Source organism: Kibdelosporangium persicum (assembly GCF_013280595.1).
Taxonomy (GTDB): domain Bacteria; phylum Actinomycetota; class Actinomycetes; order Mycobacteriales; family Pseudonocardiaceae; genus Kibdelosporangium; species Kibdelosporangium persicum.
The window spans coordinates 60,486-84,099 of the sequence record NZ_JAAATY010000014.1 but is presented as its reverse complement, the minus strand read 5'-3'; the positions used below and the strand labels follow the sequence as shown (position 1 = coordinate 84,099).

Here is a 23,614-nt window from a genome sequence, read left to right as displayed (position 1 = left end):
CTCTGTTCCGAAGTATCTACTTCATTTTACGAAGTAACTGCTACGGTTGCGAAAGGTAACGTGCGAACCGGAAGCAAGGAGCGCTCATGAAGCTGCCACCGATCGTCTCCGCCCAGGAGTGGGCCAGCGCTCGGGAGGAGCTGCTGGCCGAGGAGAAGAAGATGACCCGCGCCCTCGATGCCCTCGCCGCGCGCCGGCGCCGGCTGCCCGTGGTCGAGTTCGACAAGCAGTACGTGTTCGAGGGCATTGACGGCACCAGGAGCCTTGCCGGGCTGTTCGACGGGCGCCGTCAGCTCATCGTCTATCACTTCATGATGGAGCCGGGTTCGGATCACCGCTGCCCCGGCTGCTCGGCCGTCGCCGACAGCACGCCCCACCTGGCGCACCTGCACGCCCGCGACACCACATACGTGATGACCTCGCCGGCGCCGGTCTCCCAGTTCGAGCCCTACCGCATCCGCATGGGCTGGGACATCCCCTGGTACTCCACGGCGGGCAGCGACTTCAACACCGACTGCGGCATCCACGACGGTGCCGGAATCAGCGTGTTCGTGCGCTCCGACGACAACCGCGTGTTCCGCAGCTACTCCACCGCCGCACGGGGGATCGACCACCTCCGCAACGACCTCGCCCTGCTGGACCTGACGCCCTACGGCCGACAGGAGACATGGGAGGACTCACCCGAAGGCTGGCCCCAGACCCCGCCCTACCAGTGGTGGCGCCTGCACGACCAGTACGACCACTGACGGACTTCACCGAGAACGCCTCTACGAACATCACGCCGACCTGATCACGGCATTCCGAACCAAGGCCAGCGGCGGCCCAACCCCACCCGACGTCACAGCACTGCGGCAACACTGGCTAAGGCCCGCACACGCATCGAGGAACTCGAAGCACGGCAAGCACAGCTCCGTGCACAGAACCAGACTTTCTGCGCCGTCATCACGGAGCTCACCCACGAACCACACGCCGACAAACGTCATCACGCTCCACACCGGACGAACCAGAGCATGACCAACGTTCCCGAAGAAACATCAACCACACTTCCCGGAACTGCGGCTTGTCAATTTCCGCACCCCGCTGCTCAAGGTGGGCAGTGTGCTGTGCTCGGCTCGTGCCGCACCACGGCAGTGGCCGCGGCGAGCGGAAGGTCGGCGGTGGTGGCCGGGCGACGGCTGGGGATGACAGCGGCGATGACCAAGGCGAGCAGCGCCGCCGCCGCGCCGGTCAGCAGGATGGTGGTGAACGCGGTCCGGTCCGGGACGACATGCCCGCTCACCGTCGTGGTCATGGTGGCCAGGAGCAGCCCGGCCACCGCGCTGGCGGTGGTTGTGCCCAACGACCGGCAGAGGTTGTTCAGGCTGTTGGCCGCCGCGGTCTGGCTGACAGGGACTGCGCTCATGATGAGCGAGGGCATTGCCCCGTAGGCGAGCCCGATGCCGGAACCGACGAGGGCGGAGCAGACGAGCAACTGCCACAACTGGGTGTGCGACAGCGTCGCGAAGCCGTAACCGCACAGGACGACCGAGGCACCGGCCATGAGCGTCGTCCGCGGTCCGGAGCGGACGGTGATCTTGGCCGACACCGGCGACATGGCGATCATGCACACTCCGCCCGGGGCCTGCAGGAGCCCGGCGACGAGCATCGACTCGCCGAACCCGTACCCCGTCGTCGTGGGCATCTGCAGGAGCTGGGTGAACACCAGCGAGCTGGTCAGCATGGAGAAGCCGAAGACCAGCGAGGCGGTGTTGGTGAGCAGTACCTGCGGCCGACGGCTCACCCGCAGGTCGATCAGCGGCTGCGCGGTGCGCAGTTCCCACGCGCCGAACAGCACCAGCAGTGTGGCCGCGGCCGCGAACGATCCCAGGGTGAGGCCGCCGGTCCACCCCCGGGTTCCGCCCTGGGAGACGGCGAGGAACAGGCAGACCAGCGCGCTGGAGAGCAGCAGCGCCCCCAGCGGGTCGAACCGCCCGCCCGGCGGCCGCGACGTACGGGGCACGACGAGCAGGACGAGAACACCTGCCACGGTGGCCAGCCCGCCCGCGGTCCAGAACAGGACCCGCCAGTCGGCGTACTGCGCGAGCAACGCCGACAGTGGGATTCCCAGCGAGGCCCCGACGCCGAGCGACGTGCTCATCACCGATGTCGCGGAGGCCAGCCGGTGCGGGGGTAGGTGGTCGCGGAGCAGGCTGATGCCCAGCGACACCACGCCCGCGGCGGTGCCCTGCAAGGCGCGACCGGCGACGAACCAGCCCAGCGAGGTGCTGAACGCCGTCACCGCGGAACCCGTGACCAGAAACGCGAGACAGGACAGCAGAATGCGCCGCTTGCCCCACATGTCAGCGAGCCGGCCGACGATCGGGATCGACACCGCCCCCGCGATCAGCGTGGCCGTCACGGCCCACGATGCGTTGCCACGGGTCGTGTGCAGCAGCGCGGGCAGATGGGGCAGCAAGGGGATGACGAAGGTCTGTTGCAACGACACCGTGATCCCTGCGAGAGCGAGCACGGCGATGAGCGCCTTCGGTGGCGATGTCACGGGTTCCGGCTGGTTCACGGGTTTACTCCGCCGGCTTGTGCCCGGTGTCCCCGATGCCTTCGCCGGTGTCCGCCTTCTTCGGGATGAGCTGCTTGCTGCTCTGGCGGAAGGCCCACACGATGACGAGCGCGACGAGTGCCGACAGCGGCGTGCCCATCGCGATACGGGCGACACCGAGCGCGCTGGTGTTGTCGGCGATGTACAGCCACTGCTGGAGGGTGAACCGGGCGCCCAGCACGCCGGCGGCGGCAAGGGTGGCGACGGTGTGGGCACGCAGCACCCTCCGATCGGTCCGCCACCGGTATTTGCCGCCGTGCACGAAGTTCCAGATGACCCCGGTGATCGGCCGGCGGGCCAGCACCGAGCCGAGGGCGATCACGAAGCCCGCGAAGTAGGCCCAGATCCCCACCGCGAAGTAGTTCTTCGCCGACCCGGTCAGAGCCACGATCCCCACGGCGATCGCGACGCCGATCAGGCTGCCGCCAGCCGCGGTCCAGCGCTCACCGCGCACGAGTCGGAACACCATCAACCCCACCCCCGCCAGCAGGGCGACGCTGATCGTCACCGCCAACGGGAACAGGAGGTTCGCCGTTACGAACACGACGACGGGGACAGCGGTGTAGACGAAGCCCATCCGTCGCCCGCCCATGCGGGCGAGCATCGCCTCCTCCCGGGTGGGCCCCGGGGTGGTCGTGTGGTCGTCGTCCGTCGTGTCCTGTTGCTGCGGTTTGGTCACGGTCGATACGTCCTTTCCGGCGGTGTGCCGGCGTTGGCAGGGCAGAAGGTCAGGAAGTGGTGGTGGCGGAGCGCCTGAGCACGGACGTCCGGGCGAACGCGATGGCTTCGTCGAAGCGGGCGCGTTGGGCGATGAGCCGGCGGTACTTCATGACGTGGCGCTGACCGTTCAGGGTCAGCACCCCGGTCAGCCGGTCGCCCTCGCGATACAACGCGACGAAGTGGTCACCGGCTGGGTCGCCGGAGACGATCTCGTGGCCGGCGTTGGTGGCGACACCGGCGAACTGGATGCGGGAGCCGTACCAGTCCGACCAGAAGTACGGAACCGTCACGTAGGACTGGACTTCTGCCGGTGACACCGCATTGCGTGCGGCGCGCGCACCCTGCTCGGCGGCGGCGGACCAGTGCTCCACCCGCATCGAGCGGTCGAACAGGGCGTTGTGCCAGCGGGCGACGTCCCCCGCGGCGTAGATGCCGGGGGCACCGGCACGGAGGAACTCGTCGCAGACCACGCCGTCGTCGACGGGCAGTCCGCTGCCGGCAAGCCAGTCGGTGCGGGGCACCGCCCCGATCCCGACAACGACCAGGTCGGCGTCGATCACGGTGCCGTCGGCGAGACGGACGCCCTCGACCCGGCCGGTGCCCTCCACCGCGGCCACGGTCTGTCCGCAGTGCAGCGCGGTGCCGTTACGGGCGTGCAGCAGCGACAGCGCGGTACCGAGGTCTGCCCCGACCGATCGGACGAGAGGGGACGGCAGCGCCTCCACGATCGTGATCGGCAAGCCGCGCTCGCGCGCGGCCGAGGCGACCTCGGACCCGATGAACCCGGCCCCCACAACGACGGTGCGAGCGCCTTCGTCAAGGGCGCGGCGGACCGCGCGCGCGTCGTCGAGCGTGCGCAGGACGTGCACGCCCGCCAAGCCCTCGGTGCCCGGTAGGCCGCGAGCCGCGGCGCCGGTGGCGACAACCAGCGCGTCGTAGGCCACATCTTCGCCGCCGGCGTGCACGACCCGGGAGTCCGGGTCGAGTCCGGTGGCCGGGGCGTCGAGCAGCAGTTCCACGCCCAGCTCGGCCACGAGCTCGGCACGGCTGCGGAAGGTCACCGGGTCCGTCGGACCGCCGGGGGCCAGCAACTGCTTCGACAGCGGCGGCCGGTCGTAAGGCAGGTGTGGCTCGTCGCCGATCAGGGTGATACGGCCGGCGAATCCGGCCTTGCGCGCGGCCTCGACCGCACGCAGGCCGGCAAGCGAGGCGCCGACGACAACGAGCGAGCGGACCGTCGCAGCGCTCACGGTTGAAGCCTCAGGGCCATGGTGGGGCAGCCCTCGACGGCCTCGGTCACTTCGTTCTGGGCGTCTTCGGGCACCTCGGCGGACAGCACCACCAGTTCACCGTGATCGTCCACTTCGAACACGGTGGGCGCGAGGGCCTCGCAGATCCCGATACCGGTGCACTTGGCCCGGTCCAGCACGATCCTCATCGGACGGTGGCCCTCTCGTCCGCGGAACCCAGGCGGACGTGCATGGTCCGCACGCCGGGCACCATGGTCGAGCGCATCCGCAGCACCTCACCGGTGAGCTCGACGCGGTCGAAGCGGGCGAGAAACTCCTCGAAGAACACCCGGGCCTCGAGCCGGGCCAGTGACAGGCCCAGGCAGGCGTGCTCGCCGGTACCGAAGGCCAGGTGCGGGTTGGGCCGGCGGGTGATGTCGAACTGCTCGGCGGTATCGCCGAAGACGTTCTCGTCACGGTTGGCGGCGCCGTAGAGCAGCACGACCGCTTGGCCCTTCTTGATGGTCTTGCCGCGCAGCTCGACGTCCTCGGTGGCCCAGCGGGTCATGTGCGTGACCGGGGAGACGTAGCGCAGCATCTCCTCGATCGCGGTAGGGATCAGGCTCGGGTCGTCCACGAGCATCCGCAGCTGCTCGGGGTGGTTGATCAGGGCGATGGTGCCCATCGCGATTAGGTTGCGCGTGGTCTCGTTGCCGGCGACGAGCAGCAGGTGCAGGAACGACATGAGCTCGTCGTCGGACAGGCTCTCGCCGTCGACCCGGGCGTCCATCAGGATCGAGATGAGGTCGTTGGTGCGGTCCTGCTTGCGCAGGTCGATCAGCCGCTGGAAGTAGGTGGTCAGGGCCCCGAACGCCGCCTGCGAGGTCATCTTGATGTCGGGGTCGGCCGAGCCGACGGAGGCGTCGGACCAGGCGCGGAACTGCTCCCAGTCCTCGGCCGGTGCCCCGAGCAGGTCGGCGATGATGCGGACCGGGACCTTGGCGACGATCCCCTCGGCGTACTCCAGTTCGATGTCCGCCTTGGCGGAGTCCAGCACACCGCGCACGATCGCGCGGATGTCGGGCTCCATCGCGTTGATGTGCCTCGGAGTGAAGCCCTTCGAGATCAGCTGGCGCATTGCCTTGTGCCGCGGTGGATCGGTCGTGATCAGCATCGGGCGCGGGTCGGCCGTCCGAGGCTTGCCGTCGGGCATCAGCACCCCGTTCGCCGAAGAGAACAGGTGCGGCCGCGAGCCGATGAACTTGATGTCCTCGTAGCGCGTGATGCCCCAGAATCCGCCGTTGGCGCTGGTCCAGTGCACCGGGGAGTTGTGGCGCAAGTCCCGGTAGGCCGGTGCGGGGTCGCCGACGTAGAAGTCCGGCAGGTGTAGCGGGTAGTTCGGTTCCACGCGCGGTTCCCTTCCGTGGTGGTGGTGGCGGCGGCGATGCGCTCCGACATGGTCGTCAGGAGCGCGGCCCGCCGTCGATATATGTGGCACGCTACACGTAAATTATGATGCCGTCTACACGTAGTTCGATCGCGGTCCGGTGCTACCGAACAGGTCGGCCGAGTGTTGGGGCAGGTGCTCGCGTACATTGTTAGGAAGCGGTGTACACGTGAATTCGCAACGAGCGGTGCAACGTGGACCACCCCGACCTTCACCCACCAGCTCGACGATTGGACGCGGTGACGCCAGGATGACGACGGCCCACGGCGACGCGGACGCAGACGTCCCGCCCCCTGCCTTGCCTTCCTCGACGGGTCGGGACGCAGAGCGGAGCGGGCCGATGACGCGACAGACACTCGAGAACCGGGTCTTCGACGCGATGGCGTTGCTCACGCGGGCGACGGAGGACTTTTTCGAGCGGGTCGCCGGCGGCATCTCGCCCGGGCTGCGCCGCGGCACCGCCTCGCCGCTGTTCGTCCTGCACCGGGCCGGGCCGCTTCGGGTGTCGCAGCTCGCCGAGGAGCTCGGCCTGGACCGGACGACGGTGACGCGTCACCTCGACGACCTGGAGTCCCGCGGTCTGGTGGCCCGGCAGCCCGACGAGCGAGACCGGCGCGCGATGGTGGCGAGCCTGACTCCGGCGGCCCAGGGCTTCCTCGACGACATGCGGGTGCGCAACCGGGCGTTGATCCGGCGTATCTGCGCCGACTGGACGCGCGAAGAGCGGGCGATGTTCGGTGTGCTGCTGCCGCGGTTCGCCACCGAGGGCAAGCGGGTGTTCGGCAGCGTGCCAACGTCGGGAACCGAGGGGCGCAATGGCCGTTCGCGCGGGACTGGCCGGGGCCCGGCCGAACAGGGGTGAGGACGGCTGGTCCGGGCGATTCGCCCGGACGCAGAAATGATTCGAGGCGACCCGGTTCGCACTTTCCGCGAACACAGACCGTCTGAGTCGAGTGGAGCTGGGGGGCTTCGAACCACTGGCCGCACACCGCCAATCGGGTCCAAAAAGGACTCTCACCAGCGGAAACCACCGGCCGGGAATGCCACCCGCCGAACACGCCTACCGGCAGCGTCGCTCCAGCCGCGGCCAGGGTTGGGTGAAGGCCGGGCTGTCGAGGCGGAGATGAACCCGCGCCGGCGGCCAACCCGCCTGAGCGCCGTTTTTAACAGTCGTCTCAGGTCCGCTCGGTACGACGTAGGCACCGCCGGGCGACGCGGGTCTCGGCCTCGCCGGCATGGCCGAACGCGCCACGCTCCACGGCGACACGGTCAGCGCCGGCCCCGCACCGGACGGCGGCTGGACCGTCCACGCGACCCTGAAAGGCGGCCATTCATGATCTCTGTGCTCGTGGTGGACGCCCAGCCGCTGCGGCGCTTCGGGTTTCGCATGCTGCTGGAGAGCACCCCCGACACCGAGATCGTCGGCGAGGCCGAGAACGGCGCCGAGGCCGTTCGGTGGACCACCGAGCTGCGTCCCGACGTGGTGCTGATGGACATCCGCATGCCGGGCGTCGACGGGATCGAGGCCATCCGGCGCATCGTCGCCGCCGGTGGGCGTTCGCGGGTCCTGGTGCTGACGACGTCCGACGTGGACCGGTACGCGCTCGCCGCGCTGCGGGCCGGGGCGAGCGGTTTCCTGCTGAAGGACACCCGCCCGGAGGAGCTGCTCGCCGGCATCCGGGCCGTCGCCGCCGGGGACGCGGTGATCGCCCCGGCGCTGACCCGGCGGCTGCTCGACGCGTTCGCCGACCGGCTCGGCGATGACCTCTGCGAGCCCGTGCGGGACGATCCCCGGCTGGACTCCCTGACCGGCCGCGAGCGCGAGATCCTCGTCGCCATCGGCCACGGCCTCACCAACGGCGAGATCGCGCAACGGTTCACGCTGTCGGAGTCGACGGTGAAGACCCACGTCGGGCGGGTCCTCGCCAAGATCGGCGCACGGGACCGGATCCAGGCCGTCATCCTCGCCTACGACCTGAGACTCACCCGGCCGATTTAGCGCTTCATCTTGCGCGTCCGTCGGGGGCGCGACCGCAGTTCCCAGCCGCACCACTATCCCTGGGCGAACGCCCGCCGAGTTCCGGCGGCCGCCGACACCTTGCTAGGCGGTCACGACCGAGTCGCCGCTGATCTTCACCGGGATCGGGGTCAGGCCGGTGGTCGCCGGCCCCTTTTTCATGTCGCCGGTCGCGGCGTCGAAGACGCTGCCGTGGCCGGGACATGTGATGGTGCCGCCCGCCGGTCGGGAAACGGTGACACCCGCGTGCGGGCAGACCGGGTCGAACCCGTTGACCTCGTTCTCCGATGGCCGGACGATCAGGACTTTGCCTGACGGTCCGTCCACAATCGCCCCGCTGCCGACCGGGACGTCGGCCACCTTGGCCAACGGCGTGCCACCGGAGCCGGAAAATCCTCCGGCGGGTGTCTCGGACGAGCAGGCGGCCAGGGAAACCGGTGCGACCAGACCGGCCAGCAGGCCGCAGACAACCGTGCGGCGTGTTGGATCTGGCAAGACGATGCCTCCTGAGCGCGAACAGCGGTGTGGTTCGGCTTGTTGACCTCAGCGAGCTCACACACGATCGATGCTTCGTCAGGACTTGCGGTGGGAAACCGTCATGATGCCCGCGCACATCTCGTCGCTGGTGCCGTCGCCCCACACCACGTAGCGCGGCGGCAGCTTGCTCAGCTGCGGCAGCAGTTTGCGCAGCCCCGCGTCGTGCGTACACGTCACCCGCAGCGTGTCCCCCGGACCGATCTCCACCGGCGACGGCAGCTTCACCAACCGCTGGTTGTCGAAGTCGAACTGCGGCACGTCCAGCACGACCTTGGCCTTCGGCGTGCCCGGGTTGAGTTCGACCTTGATGGCCCGCCCGAGCATGTGCATGTGGCCGAAACCGGCGAACAGCGTCATCGGCGCCGGCACCGGGTGGTCGCAGGTCTGGGTGTCACCGGGCTTCGGCGCGCTCTGGCCGCACTCCTCCAACTGCTCGTCCGCGGTGCCGCCGACTTCCGGCCCGAACCGCTTCGCCACGTCCGCGATCGAGGCCGCCCGGTCACAGAGCGGACCCGACTCGTCGGCGGCGCAGGGCAGGTCGGTCGGCGCGTCGAGCGGCCACGTGACGAGTTCCCGGGTCTGCGGCGTGCCGTCCGTCAGCCGCAGCCGCACCGCCGTGCGGTCCGACCCGGCCGGCTTGCCGTCGGTCGCGAGCAGGTTGTAGTGCATCTGGAGGACGAGCAGGCTGCCCGGCTCCAGCTTGTGGCCGACGTCCTGGGTGAACAGCGTCTCCGCTGCGCCCGGCGCCCAGGTGTCCACCCACGCCGCCCCCGGTTCGTCTTCCTCCACGTCGGCGCCCTTCACGTCGGTCCCGCTGAAACACTGCCAGCCGAGGCCGGGGGTCTTCGCGTCGTGCTCGCGCACCAGGGCAACGCCGCGCGGCGGCACCGCGTACACGATGGCGTGGTGCGCGATGGCGACGTTCTCCGGCATGACCTGGGTCCCGGTCAGGAACGCCGCCTTGGTCAGGCCCGGATCGATCACCTGGCACCGGTACTCGTCCGTGCCGCCGCCCTCCGGCGGCGCGGGCGTGTAGGCCTCGGGCATCTTCAGTTCGACGAACCGCTCGCCGGCGCGCAGCGGCTGCGGTGGAGCCGACGGCCCGCCCGCGTGCGCGCTGTGCGAGCCGGTCGCGGCGGGCGCCGCACTGTTGCCGGCGTCCGACCCGCAGGCGACGACAGCGAACGCCGTCGCCAGCGCCATGGTGGCCGCCCCGAACCTCCGCTGTGGACTACCAGGTTTCGTCATAGCCTGAACGCTAGGCCCGATTCCGTCCCGTTTCGTCGTACTGCGGTCGTCATTCTCGGGAGGGAGGTGGTACCACGGTACTTCTCTCCGGAGCACCCAGTTCCAGAAGGTTCCGTCCAAAAAGGATTCAATTGGCGGACGCCTCGTGGGCGGCGTGCACGGGCTCGGGATGAACCGGGTGTCCACAGTGGAGTCCGAGGGCTCGCCGCGGCAGGTCGGCCAACCGGCCTGAGCGCCGTATTAACGGTCGTTTCAGATTCGCTCGGTACGAAGTCGGCGTCAGATGAGCGATGTAATCCGTATGTAGGAGGCCAGTGATGGCAGTCGACGCAGCGCCGTCCGGGGAAGCGCCACCCGGCCGGTTGGCAGGCCGGTGGGTGCCGTGGTTGGTGATTGGCTTGTGGGTGGCGCTGGCGGTGGTCATGGGGCCGCTGAGCGGAAATTTGAGTTCGGTCACCACCGACAGGGCCGCGGACACCCTGCCGGCCGGCGCCGAGTCCACCGAGGTCGCGGTGCTGGAGGACAGTCGCCCTGGCGGGGGCGACAACACGTTCGTCTTCGTGTACCACCGCGCCGGCGGCGTGACCGACGCAGACCGCGCGACGGTCGAGCGCCACTACAACACCCTTGCCAAGCAGTACCCGCCGAAGGTGGTGACCCCGGCCGGCGAGGACGACGAGGGCCCGGAGACGAGACTCTCGACCGACGGCAAGGCGATGATGTTCACCCTCGATGTGAGCGCGGCCTACGGCGCACCAGAAACCATCGTCGGCCCGTTGCGTGACGCCGCGAAGGACCGCCCCGCCGGCCTGGAACTCGACGTGACCGGCCCGGCCGCGGTCGACGGCGACTTGGACGCCATCTACGACGGCATCGACCTGGCGGTCTTCCTCACCACCGTCCTCGTCGTCACGCTCCTGCTCATCTTCACCTACCGCAGCCCGGTGTTGTGGCTCATCCCGCTCGTGGCCGTGGGCGCGGCCGCAGTGACCGCGATGGCGACCGTCTACCTGCTCGTCAAGGGCTTCGGCATCGTGGTCAACAGCCAGAACTCGGCGCTGCTGACGATCCTGGTGTTCGGCGTCGGCACGGACTACGCGCTGTTGCTCATCGCCCGATATCGGGAAGCACTGCACCACCACGAGAACGTCCGGGTCGCGATGGTCCGCGCGCTACGCGGCGCGGCGCCGGCCATCGTCGCGTCCGCGGCCACTGTGATCGCCGGCCTGCTCTGCCTGCTCGTCGCGGACCTGAACAGCACCAACGGGTTGGGCCCGATCGGCGCGGCCGGCATCCTGTGCGCGCTGGTGGCCATGCTGACGCTGTTCCCGGCGATACTGGTGTTGCTCGGCAGGCGGATCTTCTGGCCGGCCATCCCGCGGTTCAGCACGGCCGTGACGGCCGTGGAGGAGAAGCCGGGGCTGTGGGGACGGCTCGGCGCCGCCATCAGCCGCCGCCGGTGGGTGGCGACGCTCAGCTCGCTCGGAGTCCTGGGCGTTCTCACCATCGGCCTGGCGGGCAACACCGGCGCCCTGCGGATGCAGGACCAGTTCCTGTCCGCGCCGGAGTCGGTCACCGGCTTCACCGTTCTCCGCCAGCACTTCCCGGAGCTCGGCGGCCAGCCGATGACGATCTTGACGCGGCCGGCGTACCAGGAGCGGGTGCTCGACGTCGTCAAGGGCACTCCCGGTGTGGCAGAGGCCGTCCCTGGTCAGACCAGCGGTGGCTGGGCCGACATCTCCGTGTTCCCGAAGGACGCGCCGGACACCGTCGCGGAGTACGACACGATCAAGCGGGTGCGCACCGCCGTGCACGCGGTGAGCGGGGCGGAGGCGATCGTCGGCGGGCCGAGCGCGGAGAACCTCGACACCGAGGTGACCACCAGCCGCGACGAGAAGCTGGTGATCCCGCTGGTGCTCATCGTCGTCCTGCTCGTCCTCGGGCTACTGCTCCGAGCGATCGTGGCCCCGCTGATCCTGATGGCCACCGTGATCGTCTCGTTCGCGGCGGCCTTCGGCGGCAGCGTGTTCGTCTTCGACACGATCCTCGGGTTCAAGGGCGTCGACTACTCGGTGCCGCTGCTGGCATTCCTGTTCCTGGTGGCGCTCGGCGTCGACTACAACATCTTCCTGGCCAGCCGGGCACGGGAGGAGACCGTGCGTCTGGGCACCAGAGAGGGCATGCTCAAAGCCCTCTCCGCCACCGGTGGCGTCATCACCTCGGCAGGCCTGGTCCTCGCGGCCACGTTCGCGGTCCTCACCACGCTTCCGATGGTGATGCTGGTCGAGGTCGGGTTCCTGGTCGCCTTCGGCGTGCTGCTCGACGCCCTGCTGGTGCGGTCGGTCCTGGTGCCCGCCCTCACCCTGCTGATCGGCCGGCGGATCTGGTGGCCGAGCCGGCTGTCCCGACCGGCGGAGCCGCCGGACGGTCAGCGGCCGCTCGTGGACGATGAGGAGCCCGCGCTGCAACGGTGAGCGCGGCGGCACGGACAAGATCCGGGACGGGCCCAGGCCCGTCCCGGATCTTTTCGTGGGCCCGACGGTCGCCGCCCTCTGGTCCTGCGCCGTGCGACCGGGACTGGGGTCAGCGCACCGCGGTGTTTCCCCCGGCGGTGAGCCGCGCGATCGGGGCGGGCGGGGCCGCAGCCGGAAGGTCGACCCGAAGCAGCGCACCACCACGTGCGGACCGGGCGACGGTGACCCGGCCGCCGTGGGCGTCGACGACCCGCTGCACGATCGACAGCCCCAGACCGGATCCCGGCAACGCCCGGGCGCTGTCGGCACGGTAGAACCGGTCGAACACCCGCGGCACGTCGACGGCGTCGATGCCCGGCCCGGCGTCGTCGACCTCAAGCACCGCCGACGCGTCCTCGGCACGGAGCCGGACCTGGACCGGCTGGTCCTCGGGAGACCACTTGCCGGCATTGTCGATGAGGTTGAGCACCGCCCGTTGAAGGCCGGCGGGACGCCCGCTCACCCACACGGAGGTCACGTCGAGCGCGACCTCGATGTCGGGCACGCGGGAACGCGCCCGGGTCGCGGCGGCCACCACCACGTCGGCGAGGTCGAGCACCTCGGTGCTCTCGTCGCTGACGTCACCGCGCGCAAGGTCGGTCAACTCGGCGACAAGGGTGCTCAACTCGGCCACCTGGGCGCCGAGATCGTTGAGCAGCTGGGTCCGGCTCTCCGCCGGCAGTGCGCTGTCCAGGGCGCCGCGCCGATCGAGCCGGATCAGCAGCTCGACGTTGAGGCGCAGGCTGGTGAGCGGGGTCTTGAGCTCGTGGTCGGCGTCCTCGGCGAGCAGCCGCTGGGCCCGACGGGAGTCCCGGAGCGCGGCGAGCATGTCGTTGATCGACTGGGTCAGCCGCCGGATCTCCCCACCGCCCTCATCCGGGATGTCGGCGTCGAGATCCCGGGTGTGCGCGACACGGACCGCGGCGGCGGTCAGCCGGTCGATCGGCGCCAGCCCGGTCCGCGCCACGGTCCGCCCGACAAGGGCGCCGCCGACCACGCAGAACAGCCCGATCAGCAGCATGCCCAACCCGAACTGGTTGATCGTGCTGTCGTCGGCGATGACGGCCACCTGGACCGCGCCGTCGCCCGCCCGAAGCGTGTAGATGCGGTAGCCGTCGTCGTCGCTGTCGCCCGACTCCATCAGGTCGGCCGACGCGCCCTGCGCCACGCGCCCGGCGTGCTCGCTGACCGGGGGAAGCGCGGGTTGGCCGACCGGTGTCCGGCTCGAGCCGTCGGGCAGGATTACCCGCACCAGCCGACCGGATCCGGGATACGGCGGTAGCTCGACTTGCGCCAGGCCGGCGCGCTCCGCGTCCGTCGCCAGGACGCGGGAGTCGGCGCGTAGCTGATCCTCCGCGGTGTCCTGCAGCTCCCCGTCCAGTAGCTCGCTGGCCACCTGGAAGGCCGCGAACACACTGACCGCGACGGCCGTCGCCGCGATCACCGTCAGCCTGGTCCGCAGGGACCGCCGGCGCCACCAACGGGTCAGCCGGCGTGAGCCCCTCACGGAGGATTCTCCCGCAACGTGTAGCCCAAGCCGCGCAGCGTGTAGATCAATCGCGGCTCACCCTCGGCCTCCATCTTGCGGCGCAGGTAGCTCATGTGCACCTGGAGGTTGTTGGCGGTGACGCTCATGTCGAAGCCCCAGATCGCCTCGAACAGCACTTCGCGGGTCAAGACCCGGGTCGCGTTGCGCACGAGGAGCTGCAGAAGGGAGAACTCGATCCGGGTCAGGCGGAGCGGCCGCCCGCCCCGCCACGCCTCGAACCTGTCGGGATCGACCCGGACGTCGGCGAACGTCAGGATCTGCGAGTCGTCGTCGCCCGGTGTGCGGCGGCGCAGCAGGGCCCGGACCCGGGCCAGCAACTCCTCGGTGGCGAACGGCTTGGGCAGATAGTCGTCGGCGCCCGCGTCCAGCCCCGCGACCCGGTCGGAGACCTGATCCCGGGCGGTCAGCATCAGCACCGGCAGATCCTGACCCGCCGCCCGCAACCGCCGGCAGGTCTCCAACCCGCCGAGGCGAGGCATCATCACGTCGAGGATCAGCAGATCCGGCGCGTCACCACCGACCCCGTCGAGCACGGCGAGACCGTTGGCGACAGTGCTGGTGTCGTAACCCTCGACCTGGAGCACCCGCTCCAGCGACTCACGGATGGCCGCCTCGTCGTCCGCGATCATGATCCGCACGCCGGCCCGCCCCCTCCAGTCGATGCTTTTGCCGCTCAGTGTCCCCGATCAACCTGAAGCCAGGATTAAAGCGGCCGCTGGGGATCTGTCTGGGTTCCGTGAAGCGTTCCATCGGTGTCTGACCGCGCGGGCGGACGCGTTGTTCGAGTTGTCTGCCGAGGGGCCGGTCACCTCCTTGGCCGAACTATCGCTGGAGCCCGAGCATCGGCGTGGCCATGACAGCCTGTCCGGCGGCTTCGATCAAGGTGGGGGCGACATCGACCGCTTCCGCAATGTTGTTGCCCGCCAGCAGGTTCCCCGCTGGGGCGACGGCCGGATCATGCTGGGGATCGACGTCAGCAACTGGCTACCGACCACGACGGCCCACTCCCAGCCCGCAATCCTGTGCCGAACAATCCTTCGACGAACGCGACGTTGCGGTCCTCCGTCAGCCCCTGCCATCGCGCACCAGGCACCCCGTCACCGGTGAAGCCGCGCAGTCCGATGTTGCGCCACAAGCGAAACGCCTCCGGCGTCAGCCACTTCACGTCCGAGCGCCTGCGCGGTCTTCGGCGACACATCCCTCCACTCAGGACACTACGTTCCGACTGACCGAACAGGGCATGAAGTTGGAGGGCATGTCACCGGAGGAGCGGCGCGTGCGGTGGCTCGAATTGGGTTACGAATTCGCCGTCATGAAGTGGAAGGGCAATACCTGGACTGCCAGGCGGTGCCCGCCGGACAGCCGGCATGAATCAATGCCAGAAGTAGCGGCCAGGTTCGACCGGACCGCCAAGGGTGGCGATGGTCGCGAATCAATAGAGATCGCGGTTCTACTCGATTGGACGGCGGGAGGCCGACAGAGTCAGAAGACCGAGGGCCCTGAAGTCCGGCAAATTCGAGGAAAGGTGCGAACCCGATGCGGCGGCAGTGACTTCTCCAGCACTGGAGCTGGGGAGAGCCAGGACCGCCGGTTGACTGATAAGGACACAGAGAAGCCCTCCGCGACGTGCGTGGCGGGCTTCTCTGGGGTGTGTGGTGATAGCCCATGAAATCCTGGGCGCCTGCCACCAATCTACGCCAGCCGGGTCCGCTTCGCCCGTGATTATTTCGTGTTGAACTTTCGTCAAGGTGCGCCCGGCAGGACGATAGCTGTCCCCGATTGGTGGAATTCACGCGTCGATCGATGTCGCTGACTGTGTATACGGTGATCTCGTTGGGTGCGGTGTTGGCCGTGCACTATCAGCGGTGACGGGCGTCAAGGCCCCGTACGAGGCCTATACGGTCGGAGCCGGCCAGACCGAACTCCACGCAGTGGAGACCGTCCACGACGCACTCAACCCCCGCCTGCTCGCTCGCCGCAACCACACCGAACGCCTCACCAGTGCCCTGCACGGACTACCCGACAGCATCCGAGCCGCGATCCAACAACTGCCCATCGATCCCGAACGCGCCGGACGCGGACGCACCCCGATGGCAGCCCACATCTACACCGACCCCATCGACGGACTCCTGCTGTTCCCCACCACCGGGTGCCCAGCCGAAGGCTGCCCAGCCTGCACCGACTGCGCGAACGGCTGCGATACCTGCCCAACTTGCACCGCCGACGACCCGCTCGAGACCTGCGAACTCTGCCTCCGGACCGCGGCTTCCGCCGCTGAATTCCAGGAGCCGACGATCCCGCAGGTCCCGCGCCACCCGCCAGAATCGCCGTACACGCCAGCAACCCGGACCACCGGCGACCACCCCCGCACCAGCGGCAAAGACCCAGGTCACAGGCCGCCCAAAAGATCCTGTCAACAATCACTCAGACGGATGGCACAGCCGTGACGATCACTCCAGAACACATGGCCGTCCCGAACGGCCGCTCTCCAGATTTTTCTCCAGTTCGGTGGACACAACCCACCAAACACTCCACTGGCGACAGTCAGTCAAGAACACGAAAAAGCCCACCCGACCAGGCAATACAACTGGAACAGATGGGCTCTGAAAGGTTGTGGAGCTGAGGGGATTCGAACCCCTGACCCCCACACTGCCAGTGTGGTGCGCTACCAACTGCGCTACAGCCCCGCCGCGCTCTTTCGAGTGCTGGGATACCGTACATCACGGGTTCCGCGGCTCAAAAACCGGGGGTCGCGTTCGGCCGCCGGGAGTGCTAGACCGTTGCTGTGATCAGCGGAGATGACGTGGTTGTGCCCCTGGTGGACGCGGATGCCGAGGGGATCGCCCCTGAGCTGCGCGGAAAGGTCCAGCAGCGGCGGTTCCGGCAGGTGGTCGACCGGGTTCTGGCGAGCGGGAACCCGCAGGCCGAGCGGCTGCGTGCCGCCGGTGTGACGAGTGGGGCGGATGTCACACTCGACGGCCTGAAGGACCTCCCCACCATCACCAAGGCCGACATCTGGGACAACTACCCGTTCGGGCTGCAGGTCGCCCAGGACCAGGACATCGTCTGCGTGCACGGCAGTTCCGGGACCGGCGGGCGGCCCACGCTCATCCCGTACACCGCCGCCGACATCGAGGTGTGGGCGAGTGTCATGGCCCGCGCGCTCGGCGGGGCCGGGGCGACCAGGGGCAGCGTCATCCACAATGGATACGGGTACGGGCTCTTCACTGGCGGGCTTGGGGTCCATCACGGCGGCATGCGTCTCGGCGCGACCGTCGTCCCGGTGTCCGGTGGCATGACTGAGCGGCAGATCCGGCTCATCCAGGACCTGAAGCCGGACATCCTCACGTGCACGCCCTCGTACGCCATCCATCTCGGCGAGGCTCTCAAGGGCGAGCCGACGAGCCTGAAGGCCGGGGTGTTCGGCGCCGAGCCGTGGACCGAGGAGATGCGGGCGCAGATCGAGAGCCTGCTGAACATCCGCGCCCTGGACATCTACGGCCTGTCGGAGATCATCGGGCCGGGTGTGGCGTGCGAGTCGCTCGACTCCGACGGCATGCTGAACGTCGCGGAGGACCACTTTTTCGTCGAAGCCGTTGATCCGGAAGGCAATCCGGTGCCGGACGGCACTCCCGGCGAGCTCGTGTTCACCACGCTCACCAAGACCGGGATGCCGTTGATCCGTTACCGCACAGGCGATGTGGCCGCGCTCGCCGGCCCTGTCCCGAACCGGCCGCGGACGCTCAGGCGGATGAGCAAGCTCAAGGGCCGCACGGACGACATGCTGGTCATCCGGGGCGTGAACGTGTTCCCGACCGAGGTGGAAGCCGTTCTGCTGCGGGACGAGCGGGTCAGCCCGCACTACCTGGTCGTCGAGGACCGGCGTGATCCCAGCAGAAGCGAGCTGCGGGTCGCGGTCGAGCCGTTCACCGACAGCGTGGACAAACCGGCCCTCGGCGCGGACCTGACGAACGCCCTGCGGGAACGGCTGGGCATCACCTGTGTGGTGACAGTGCTCGAGCCAGGCAGCGTGCCCCGGACCGAAGTCGGGAAGGCACGCCGCCTGGCCCGGTGGAACCAGGGCGATCCGCCGCTAGCCGGCCTGTGACACCAGGGTGTCCAGCCACTTCGGGTCCTGGGTGTCGACGATCTTGCCGTTCACGGCGAGCGTCGGCGTGCCGAAGCCGCGTTGGCCGTTGCCGAAGTCCTGTTGCAGGGCGGGATCAGTCGAGACTTTCTGGTAGGCCTCTTCGATGATCTGGTTGTACGTGCCGTTCGTCACACCGTTGGCGAAGTCCGGCGACGTGATGCCCACGTCCTGCCCCAGCTTGATCAGCTGGTTCTTGTCGTACCCGCGGGCGCCCTCCTCGGGCTGGGCGGCGAACAGGCTCGCGTGGAACGCCGCGAACTTGCCCGCGTCGGCGGCGAGCAGCGCGGCGTTCGCCGAGTCCAGCGAGTAGCCGGGCGGGTCGGAACGGTCGTTGAGCAGCGTGAGCATGTGATAACGGACGCGGACGGTGCCGTCCTCGATCTTCTTCTCGATCTGCCCGGCGTAGGCGTCCTCGAACTGGCGGCACGCCGGGCAGAGGAAGTCCTCGTACACGTCCAGCGTCACCTTCGCGGTGTCCTTGCCGACCAGCACGGTCGCACCGTCGCGTTTGGTCTCCAGGTTCGCCGAGACGGTCTTGACCGGGATCTGCACGCCGGCGGCCTCGTTCTTCTGGCTGTTGGTGATCAGCACACCCGCCACGACGGCGGCGGCGATCACCACGACCACCGCGGCCGTGATGATGATCTTGTTGCGGTCGCTCTTCTTCTTGCGTGCCGCAGCCACCGCCCGCTGTGCGGCGAGCTCCTGCCGCCGCTTCTTCGCGTTGCGCTCGGCTCCACCCACGTCCTTCAGTCCTCTCCCACTACGGCCGGGCGTCTGGTCAGCCAGCTGTCCATCGACAGCAGGCTGCGCGGCCGGACGATGAGCCAGCCCGCCAGTACCAGGAACCCGATGTCCCGTGCGATCTCCTCGGGGTACGCCGTCTGGCCCGCGGCCACCTGCCCGCCGCCGCCGAAGCAGCCGCAGTCGATGGTCAGTCCACGGGCCCACGCCTGCGAGATCGCGATGATGAACCCGATCAGCACGACCACGGACAACACCGCGACCAGCCGCGTACCGAGGCCCACCACCAGCAGCACGCCCAGCGCGAGCTCCAGGAACGGCACCGCGGCGGCGACCAGGCTGACCGAGCCCTTGGGCAGCAGGTCGTACGCCTGGACCGCGATGTAGGCCTGGTTCAGGTCTGCTGCCTTGATCGCCCCCGAGACGATCCAGACAGCGGCCAGGCCAAGCCGCGCCACTGTGCCGATCCCGTCGAGCACGCGAGGTGACGGTCGAACCACCTGACGGACGATACCCGGGCAAACTGAGTGAAACCTGAGCAACAAGTCCAGGCGTACCAGTTCCCGCCGTGACCGAATCGACGTGACCCGACCGGATGAACCTCCCCGACCTGCCGATCCGGGCAGTCCTCCCGGAACTGACCAGCACGCTGGCCGCTCGCGGCAGCATGATTCTGGTGGCCCCGCCCGGCACGGGCAAGACCACAGTGGTCCCCTTGGCCCTGCCCGGCCGCATCGTGGTGGCCGAGCCGCGCAGACTGGCCGCCCGTGCCGCCGCCGCCCGAATGGCGGCGTCGCTGGGCGAGCCAGTTGGCCGCACGGTCGGCTACGCGGTCCGCGGTGACCGCAGGACGTCCAAGGACACCAGGATCGAGGTCGTCACGTCCGGCCTGCTGGTCCGGCGGATCCAGCACGACCCGGAGCTGTCCGGTGTGGACACCGTGCTGCTCGACGAGTGCCACGAACGGCACCTGGACGCCGACCTGCTGCTGGCACTGCTGACTGACGCCATAGCGCTGCGCCCGGACCTGAAGCTGCTGGCCACGAGCGCGACCGTGGCGGCGGAGCGGCTGGCCGAACTGCTCGGCGACGCGCCTGTGCTGAAGGCCGACGCCAGGACGTTCCCGACCGAAACGACGTATCTCCCGCCGGCCAGAGGCGAACGCGTCGAAGCCACCGTGGCACGGGCCACACGCCTCGCGCTGTCCGAAACGGACGGTGACGTCCTGGTCTTCCTGCCTGGCGCGGCGGAGATCAACCGCGTGCGGCAGATGCTGGACGGCGTGAACGTGGTCACCCTGCACGGCCGTCTGGCCGCCAAGGACCAGGACGCCGCCTTGAAACCCACGAACGGGCAGCGGGTCGTCCTGGCCACGGCCGTCGCGGAGTCGAGCCTGACGGTTCCCGGAGTACGGGCCGTGGTCGATTCCGGGCTGTCACGTGTGCCCAGAGTGGATCACCGCCGTGGCCTGCCGGGTCTGGCCACCGTGCGGACCTCGGCGGCGGTGGCCGACCAACGGGCCGGACGCGCTGGTCGTGAAGGCCCTGGCCGCGTGTACCGATGCTGGCCGGAGCACGAGCAGTCGACTCTGCCGCGGTATCCCGAGCCGGAGATCCGGGTCGCCGACCTGACCAGGCTGGCACTGGAACTGGCCTGCTGGGGCACGCCGGACGGGTCCGCGTTGCGGTGGTGGGACGCGCCGCCGGAAGGTGCGTTGAAAGCCGGTCAGGCGGTGCTGCGTGATCTGCACGCGGTGAACGAGGACGGCACGCCGACGGACCGTGGCCGCAGGATGGCCGATGTGGGCCTGCATCCCCGGCTTGCCAGGGCCTTGCTGGACGGCGGCAAGCAGGCGGCGGACGTGGTCGCACTGCTGGACGACGACTCGCTCGCCGACGACGTGGATCTGGAAACCGCACTGCGCAAGGTGAAGAGCTCGCAGCGATGGCGCCGCGAGTCCCAACGCCTCGCCGCGCTGGCGCCCCGTTCCGACAAACCGACCGACGCCGCGGAAGTCATCGCCCTCGCGTATCCGGAGCGACTGGCCAGAAAGAGGTCAGCCGACTCCCGCGTGTACCTGATGGCCAATGGGACAGCGGTGGAACTGCCGCCGGGGACCGGCCTGGATCACCGGGACTGGCTCGCGATCGCCGTCGCGGACCGCAGGCCCGGTGAGAAGCACGGCCGCGTCCGGCTCGCCGCGGCCGCCGACCTGGACCTGGCGACCGGCATCATCGGCGTGTCCGAAGAGGACATGGTGACCTGGGACGGCGACGTGGTGGCGCGTCGTGTCCAGCGGCTCGGCGCCATCGTGCTGTCCGGGAAGCCGATCAGCGACCCCGACCCCGCGGTCGTCGAAGCCGCGTTGCGTGCGGGCATCCGCGCCGAAGGCGTGTCGATCTTGGACTGGGATGCGAAGCTGCACGCCAGGATGGCGCTGCTGCACCGGACGCTCGGCGACCCGTGGCCCGCCGTCGGCCAGGACGCCATTTTGTCCTCTGTAGACGTCTCGGGCGCGCGGAACCGCAAGGACCTGGCCAGGATCAATCCGCTGCGGGCGATGTTGCCGTGGCCTGCCGCCGCGCGGCTGGACGAGCTCGCGCCGGAACGCGTCGAAGTGCCTTCCGGATCACGGATCGCCGTCGACTACGCGGGCGAACGGCCCGTCCTGGCCGTACGGCTGCAGGAAATCTTCGGCTGGCGGCAGGCACCAGCCATCGCCGACGGGAAGGTCACGCTGCTGCTGCACGTGCTCTCCCCCGCCGGCCGCCCGGCCGCGGTCACCGACGACCTGGAGTCGTTCTGGGCGAACGGATATCCGCGGGTCCGTGCCGAACTACGCGGCCGGTACCCCAAACACGACTGGCCGTCCGATCCGCTGACCGCTATTCCACGATCCCGGCGAAGAAGCCCGCGATGAGGCCGACCGCGAAATAGATCAGCACACCGACGACCGCCAGCGTCACGATGACCGTCACCGGCCAGTAACGGCCACGCGTCGCCGCGTGCCAGAACGCGCGCAGCTTCGGCAGCTGCGCCTTTCGCGCTCCGGCGGCCCTGTCCTCGACACCCATCAAGTCGTCGAGCCGTGATGACTCTTCTTCCACGGGCACAAATGTACCTACAGGTGCGGCAGCGGATCAGGGGGCATGGCGTCGGCCGACCATTCGGCGTCCGCCGCGTTGATCTCCGCGACGTACTCCTCGTCGACCTCGTAGACCCGGCCGCCGAGCTGGAACTCCGGGATCACACGCAGGTCGACCGGTCCTAGCTTGGTGTGCCTGGGATACCGGCGCCAGACCGCGTTCGGCCTCGTGCGGCCACCCAGCCCGGTGTCCAGCACGGTGATCGACGAGTCCGTGACGGCGACAAGGAAGTGCGACGAGCTGTACGGGCCGCCGACCATCGAGGCCGGGAACAAGTAGCTGATCTCTTCGCCTGGTTGCAACAGTGCGCGCACGTGCGCACGATCACTCGATGACGGTGACACAGCGCACCACCTCCCACTACCAACTTTGGCAGAACCGGTGCCCGGATTCACTTCGCAAAAGGAGGAAAGTCGCTGGTCACGTACGGTATTGAGAGGTATCGGCAAGCTGGTATACCAATTACGAGCAGGTTACGGAAAGTCAGATCCCCGCCCGGTCGGCCCAAGCACGGCCGCGGCCGTGTTGCGCAAAGTAGCAAAACTCACTTTTCGTCCTTACGCGGCCTGCCCTGACGGCGTTGCCTGCCCGCCTCGCCGGGCATCCGGCCCGCGTCCGACAGAGCCCGGCGAAGCAGGAACTCGATCTGTGCGTTGGTACTGCGCAGTTCGTCGCTCGCCCACCGGGCCAATGCGTCGTGCACCGCGGGATCGAGTCGCAACAGGACGCTTTTGCGTTCCGTCACAACAACCTCATTGGTAGAGCGAGCCGGCGTTCACCACGGGTTGGGCGTCTCGATCACCGCATAGGACCACCAGCAGGTTGCTGACCATGGCGGCCTTCCGTTCCTCGTCGAGCTCGACGACATCGTTCTGCGCCAGCCGGTCCAGCGCCAGCTCCACCATCCCGACCGCGCCTTCCACGACCAGCTGACGGGCCGCGACGACGGCACCTGCCTGCTGACGGCGAAGCATGGCCTGGGCGATCTCCGGAGCGTACGCCAGGTGCGTCAGCCGGGATTCGATCACTCGCACACCGGCCGGTTCGACCCGTGCGCTGATCTCCGCCGACAGCTTCTCGGTGATCTCGTCGGCGTTGTCGCGCAAAGAAAGCGCGTCCGTGCCGTGCGAGTCGTACGGGTAGCTGTTGGCGATGTGCCGGATCGCGGTCTCGGTCTGGATGCTGACGAACTGGACGAAGTCGTCGACCTCGAACATCGCCCGCGCGGTGTCCTGGACCTGCCAGACGACCACGGCGGCGATCTCGATCGGGTTGCCGTCCAGCTCGTTGACCTTCATCACCGCGGTCTCGTGGTTGCGGATCCTGGTGGACACCTTGGCCCGTGTGGTGAACGGATTCACCCAGCGCAGCCCGGAAGTGCGCACGGTTCCCACGTACCGGCCGAGGAACTGCAGCACACGCGCCTCGCCCGGCGCCACAACGGTGAGCCCGGTCGCGACCACGGTCACGCCCAGGATCAGCAAGGACGACACGATGATCAATGTGATCCCCGCGGACCTGCCGCCTTCGACGGTCTGCATGACGCCCCAGGTCAGCAGGCCCAGTCCGGCCAGTATCCCCACGAACGCACCGCCCCCGATCGGCAGACCCGGGCGTTCCATGGCATTGCGTTCCCGAACCCGCGGTTCGGGCATGTCGAGGTTGAGCTCGGTTGCGGTAGTCATATCGTCAACCTAGCAAACTGATATCACTTTTTC

General features: G+C 68.9%; 23 protein-coding genes and 1 tRNA gene. 8 read left to right on the top strand and 16 right to left on the bottom strand.

All coding sequences use genetic code 11. The annotated features are described in order from the left end of the window. Positions 1-86 precede the first annotated feature (86 nt). Positions 87-746: a DUF899 domain-containing protein gene (locus tag GC106_RS24375; RefSeq protein ID WP_173135068.1), complete on the top strand. Its 660-nt coding sequence runs from the start codon at positions 87-89 to the stop codon at positions 744-746. A gap of 338 nt (positions 747-1,084) precedes the next feature. Here the strand turns inward: GC106_RS24375 and GC106_RS24370 are convergent, their stop codons facing one another. Genes GC106_RS24370 through GC106_RS49420 form a run of 5 tightly spaced genes read right to left on the bottom strand, consistent with a single transcriptional unit; the run spans position 1,085 to position 5,953 of the window. Further along, positions 1,085-2,557, bottom strand: a complete 1,473-nt coding sequence (locus tag GC106_RS24370; protein ID WP_173135065.1) for an MFS transporter — start codon at positions 2,555-2,557, stop codon at positions 1,085-1,087. A gap of 4 nt (positions 2,558-2,561) precedes the next feature. Next, on the bottom strand, positions 2,562-3,275 hold the full coding sequence (locus GC106_RS24365; protein ID WP_312872817.1) for a DUF3159 domain-containing protein: 714 nt from the start codon (positions 3,273-3,275) through the stop codon (positions 2,562-2,564). 49 nt (positions 3,276-3,324) lie between these two features. After that, the gene (locus tag GC106_RS24360; RefSeq protein WP_173135062.1) at positions 3,325-4,566 is read right to left on the bottom strand and encodes an NAD(P)/FAD-dependent oxidoreductase; all 1,242 of its coding nucleotides are present in this window, start codon (positions 4,564-4,566) and stop codon (positions 3,325-3,327) included. After that, positions 4,563-4,754, bottom strand: a complete 192-nt coding sequence (locus tag GC106_RS24355) for a ferredoxin (protein WP_173135058.1) — start codon at positions 4,752-4,754, stop codon at positions 4,563-4,565. The genes GC106_RS24360 and GC106_RS24355 overlap by 4 nt, the downstream gene beginning before the upstream one ends. Continuing rightward, positions 4,751-5,953 (bottom strand): cytochrome P450, encoded by a 1,203-nt coding sequence (locus GC106_RS49420; RefSeq protein WP_173135055.1) that lies wholly within the window; start codon positions 5,951-5,953, stop codon positions 4,751-4,753. The genes GC106_RS24355 and GC106_RS49420 overlap by 4 nt, the downstream gene beginning before the upstream one ends. A gap of 379 nt (positions 5,954-6,332) precedes the next feature. On the opposite strand from GC106_RS49420, the gene GC106_RS24345 reads away from it, so the two are divergent. Beyond that, on the top strand, positions 6,333-6,854 hold the full coding sequence (locus tag GC106_RS24345; RefSeq protein ID WP_173135053.1) for a MarR family winged helix-turn-helix transcriptional regulator: 522 nt from the start codon (positions 6,333-6,335) through the stop codon (positions 6,852-6,854). 471 nt (positions 6,855-7,325) lie between these two features. Beyond that, entirely contained in the window at positions 7,326-7,991 is a 666-nt protein-coding gene (locus GC106_RS24340; RefSeq protein ID WP_173135051.1) for a response regulator, read from the top strand. Positions 7,992-8,093: 102 nt separating this feature from the next. On the opposite strand, the gene GC106_RS24335 is transcribed toward GC106_RS24340, so the two are convergent. Both GC106_RS24335 and GC106_RS24330 read right to left on the bottom strand, forming a co-directional pair. Continuing rightward, a complete protein-coding gene (locus GC106_RS24335; protein WP_246366658.1) occupies positions 8,094-8,504 on the bottom strand; it encodes a Rieske (2Fe-2S) protein in 411 nt (136 codons plus the stop codon). A 78-nt stretch (positions 8,505-8,582) separates the two neighbouring features. After that, a complete protein-coding gene (locus GC106_RS24330) occupies positions 8,583-9,794 on the bottom strand; it encodes a monooxygenase (RefSeq protein WP_173135049.1) in 1,212 nt (403 codons plus the stop codon). A gap of 317 nt (positions 9,795-10,111) precedes the next feature. On the opposite strand from GC106_RS24330, the gene GC106_RS24325 reads away from it, so the two are divergent. Continuing rightward, the gene (locus GC106_RS24325) at positions 10,112-12,268 is read left to right on the top strand and encodes an MMPL family transporter (RefSeq protein ID WP_173135047.1); all 2,157 of its coding nucleotides are present in this window, start codon (positions 10,112-10,114) and stop codon (positions 12,266-12,268) included. 109 nt (positions 12,269-12,377) lie between these two features. Here the strand turns inward: GC106_RS24325 and GC106_RS24320 are convergent, their stop codons facing one another. Next, positions 12,378-13,814, bottom strand: a complete 1,437-nt coding sequence (locus GC106_RS24320) for a HAMP domain-containing sensor histidine kinase (RefSeq protein WP_312872816.1) — start codon at positions 13,812-13,814, stop codon at positions 12,378-12,380. Continuing rightward, the gene (locus GC106_RS24315; RefSeq protein WP_312872815.1) at positions 13,811-14,494 is read right to left on the bottom strand and encodes a response regulator transcription factor; all 684 of its coding nucleotides are present in this window, start codon (positions 14,492-14,494) and stop codon (positions 13,811-13,813) included. The genes GC106_RS24320 and GC106_RS24315 overlap by 4 nt, the downstream gene beginning before the upstream one ends. Between GC106_RS24315 and GC106_RS24310 the strand changes: the two genes are divergently transcribed. Both GC106_RS24310 and GC106_RS24305 read left to right on the top strand, forming a co-directional pair. Further along, complete coding sequence (locus tag GC106_RS24310) at positions 14,484-14,963, top strand: transposase (protein WP_173135045.1); 480 nt, start codon at positions 14,484-14,486, stop codon at positions 14,961-14,963. The two genes, GC106_RS24315 and GC106_RS24310, sit on opposite strands and share 11 nt — an antisense overlap. A 758-nt stretch (positions 14,964-15,721) precedes the next feature. After that, positions 15,722-16,303 (top strand): hypothetical protein, encoded by a 582-nt coding sequence (locus GC106_RS24305; protein ID WP_173135043.1) that lies wholly within the window; start codon positions 15,722-15,724, stop codon positions 16,301-16,303. Positions 16,304-16,470: 167 nt separating this feature from the next. Here GC106_RS24305 and GC106_RS24300 read toward each other — a convergent pair. Further along, positions 16,471-16,543: transfer RNA gene (locus GC106_RS24300), tRNA-Ala, on the bottom strand. A 116-nt stretch (positions 16,544-16,659) separates the two neighbouring features. Here GC106_RS24300 and GC106_RS24295 point away from each other — a divergent pair. Continuing rightward, positions 16,660-17,964 (top strand): phenylacetate--CoA ligase family protein, encoded by a 1,305-nt coding sequence (locus tag GC106_RS24295; RefSeq protein ID WP_173135040.1) that lies wholly within the window; start codon positions 16,660-16,662, stop codon positions 17,962-17,964. Here the strand turns inward: GC106_RS24295 and GC106_RS24290 are convergent. Both GC106_RS24290 and GC106_RS24285 read right to left on the bottom strand, forming a co-directional pair. After that, positions 17,950-18,750, bottom strand: coding sequence for a DsbA family protein (locus GC106_RS24290; RefSeq protein WP_173135037.1), 801 nt, complete (start codon positions 18,748-18,750; stop codon positions 17,950-17,952). The two genes, GC106_RS24295 and GC106_RS24290, sit on opposite strands and share 15 nt — an antisense overlap. A 5-nt stretch (positions 18,751-18,755) precedes the next feature. Next, positions 18,756-19,250 (bottom strand): MauE/DoxX family redox-associated membrane protein, encoded by a 495-nt coding sequence (locus GC106_RS24285; RefSeq protein WP_173135034.1) that lies wholly within the window; start codon positions 19,248-19,250, stop codon positions 18,756-18,758. A 95-nt stretch (positions 19,251-19,345) separates the two neighbouring features. Here GC106_RS24285 and hrpB point away from each other — a divergent pair, with 95 nt between their 5' ends. Beyond that, complete coding sequence (hrpB, locus tag GC106_RS24280) at positions 19,346-21,670, top strand: ATP-dependent helicase HrpB (protein WP_173135031.1); 2,325 nt, start codon at positions 19,346-19,348, stop codon at positions 21,668-21,670. On the opposite strand, the gene GC106_RS24275 is transcribed toward hrpB, so the two are convergent. The 4 genes from GC106_RS24275 to GC106_RS24260 form a co-directional block, all read right to left on the bottom strand. Continuing rightward, on the bottom strand, positions 21,636-21,857 hold the full coding sequence (locus tag GC106_RS24275; RefSeq protein WP_173135028.1) for a hypothetical protein: 222 nt from the start codon (positions 21,855-21,857) through the stop codon (positions 21,636-21,638). The genes hrpB and GC106_RS24275 overlap by 35 nt on opposite strands. 14 nt (positions 21,858-21,871) lie before the next feature. Further along, entirely contained in the window at positions 21,872-22,210 is a 339-nt protein-coding gene (locus tag GC106_RS24270; protein WP_312872814.1) for a hypothetical protein, read from the bottom strand. Positions 22,211-22,440: 230 nt separating this feature from the next. Then, entirely contained in the window at positions 22,441-22,641 is a 201-nt protein-coding gene (locus tag GC106_RS24265; RefSeq protein ID WP_173135022.1) for a type II toxin-antitoxin system antitoxin, read from the bottom strand. 7 nt (positions 22,642-22,648) lie between these two features. After that, positions 22,649-23,581, bottom strand: coding sequence for an SPFH domain-containing protein (locus tag GC106_RS24260; RefSeq protein ID WP_173135020.1), 933 nt, complete (start codon positions 23,579-23,581; stop codon positions 22,649-22,651). Positions 23,582-23,614 lie beyond the last annotated feature (33 nt).

What these genes read in the sequence shown, in the direction of transcription:
- GC106_RS24345 (WP_173135053.1), top strand. Translation starts at nt 6,333, where the DNA reads ATGACGCGACAGACACTCGAGAACCGGGTCTTCGACGCGATGGCGTTG.
- GC106_RS24355 (WP_173135058.1), bottom strand. Translation starts at nt 4,754, where the DNA reads ATGAGGATCGTGCTGGACCGGGCCAAGTGCACCGGTATCGGGATCTGC.
- GC106_RS24330 (WP_173135049.1), bottom strand. Translation starts at nt 9,794, where the DNA reads ATGACGAAACCTGGTAGTCCACAGCGGAGGTTCGGGGCGGCCACCATG.
- hrpB (WP_173135031.1), top strand. Translation starts at nt 19,346, where the DNA reads ATGAACCTCCCCGACCTGCCGATCCGGGCAGTCCTCCCGGAACTGACC.
- GC106_RS24340 (WP_173135051.1), top strand. Translation starts at nt 7,326, where the DNA reads ATGATCTCTGTGCTCGTGGTGGACGCCCAGCCGCTGCGGCGCTTCGGG.
- GC106_RS24260 (WP_173135020.1), bottom strand. Translation starts at nt 23,581, where the DNA reads ATGACTACCGCAACCGAGCTCAACCTCGACATGCCCGAACCGCGGGTT.
- GC106_RS24325 (WP_173135047.1), top strand. Translation starts at nt 10,112, where the DNA reads ATGGCAGTCGACGCAGCGCCGTCCGGGGAAGCGCCACCCGGCCGGTTG.
- GC106_RS24375 (WP_173135068.1), top strand. Translation starts at nt 87, where the DNA reads ATGAAGCTGCCACCGATCGTCTCCGCCCAGGAGTGGGCCAGCGCTCGG.
- GC106_RS24310 (WP_173135045.1), top strand. Translation starts at nt 14,484, where the DNA reads ATGATCCGCACGCCGGCCCGCCCCCTCCAGTCGATGCTTTTGCCGCTC.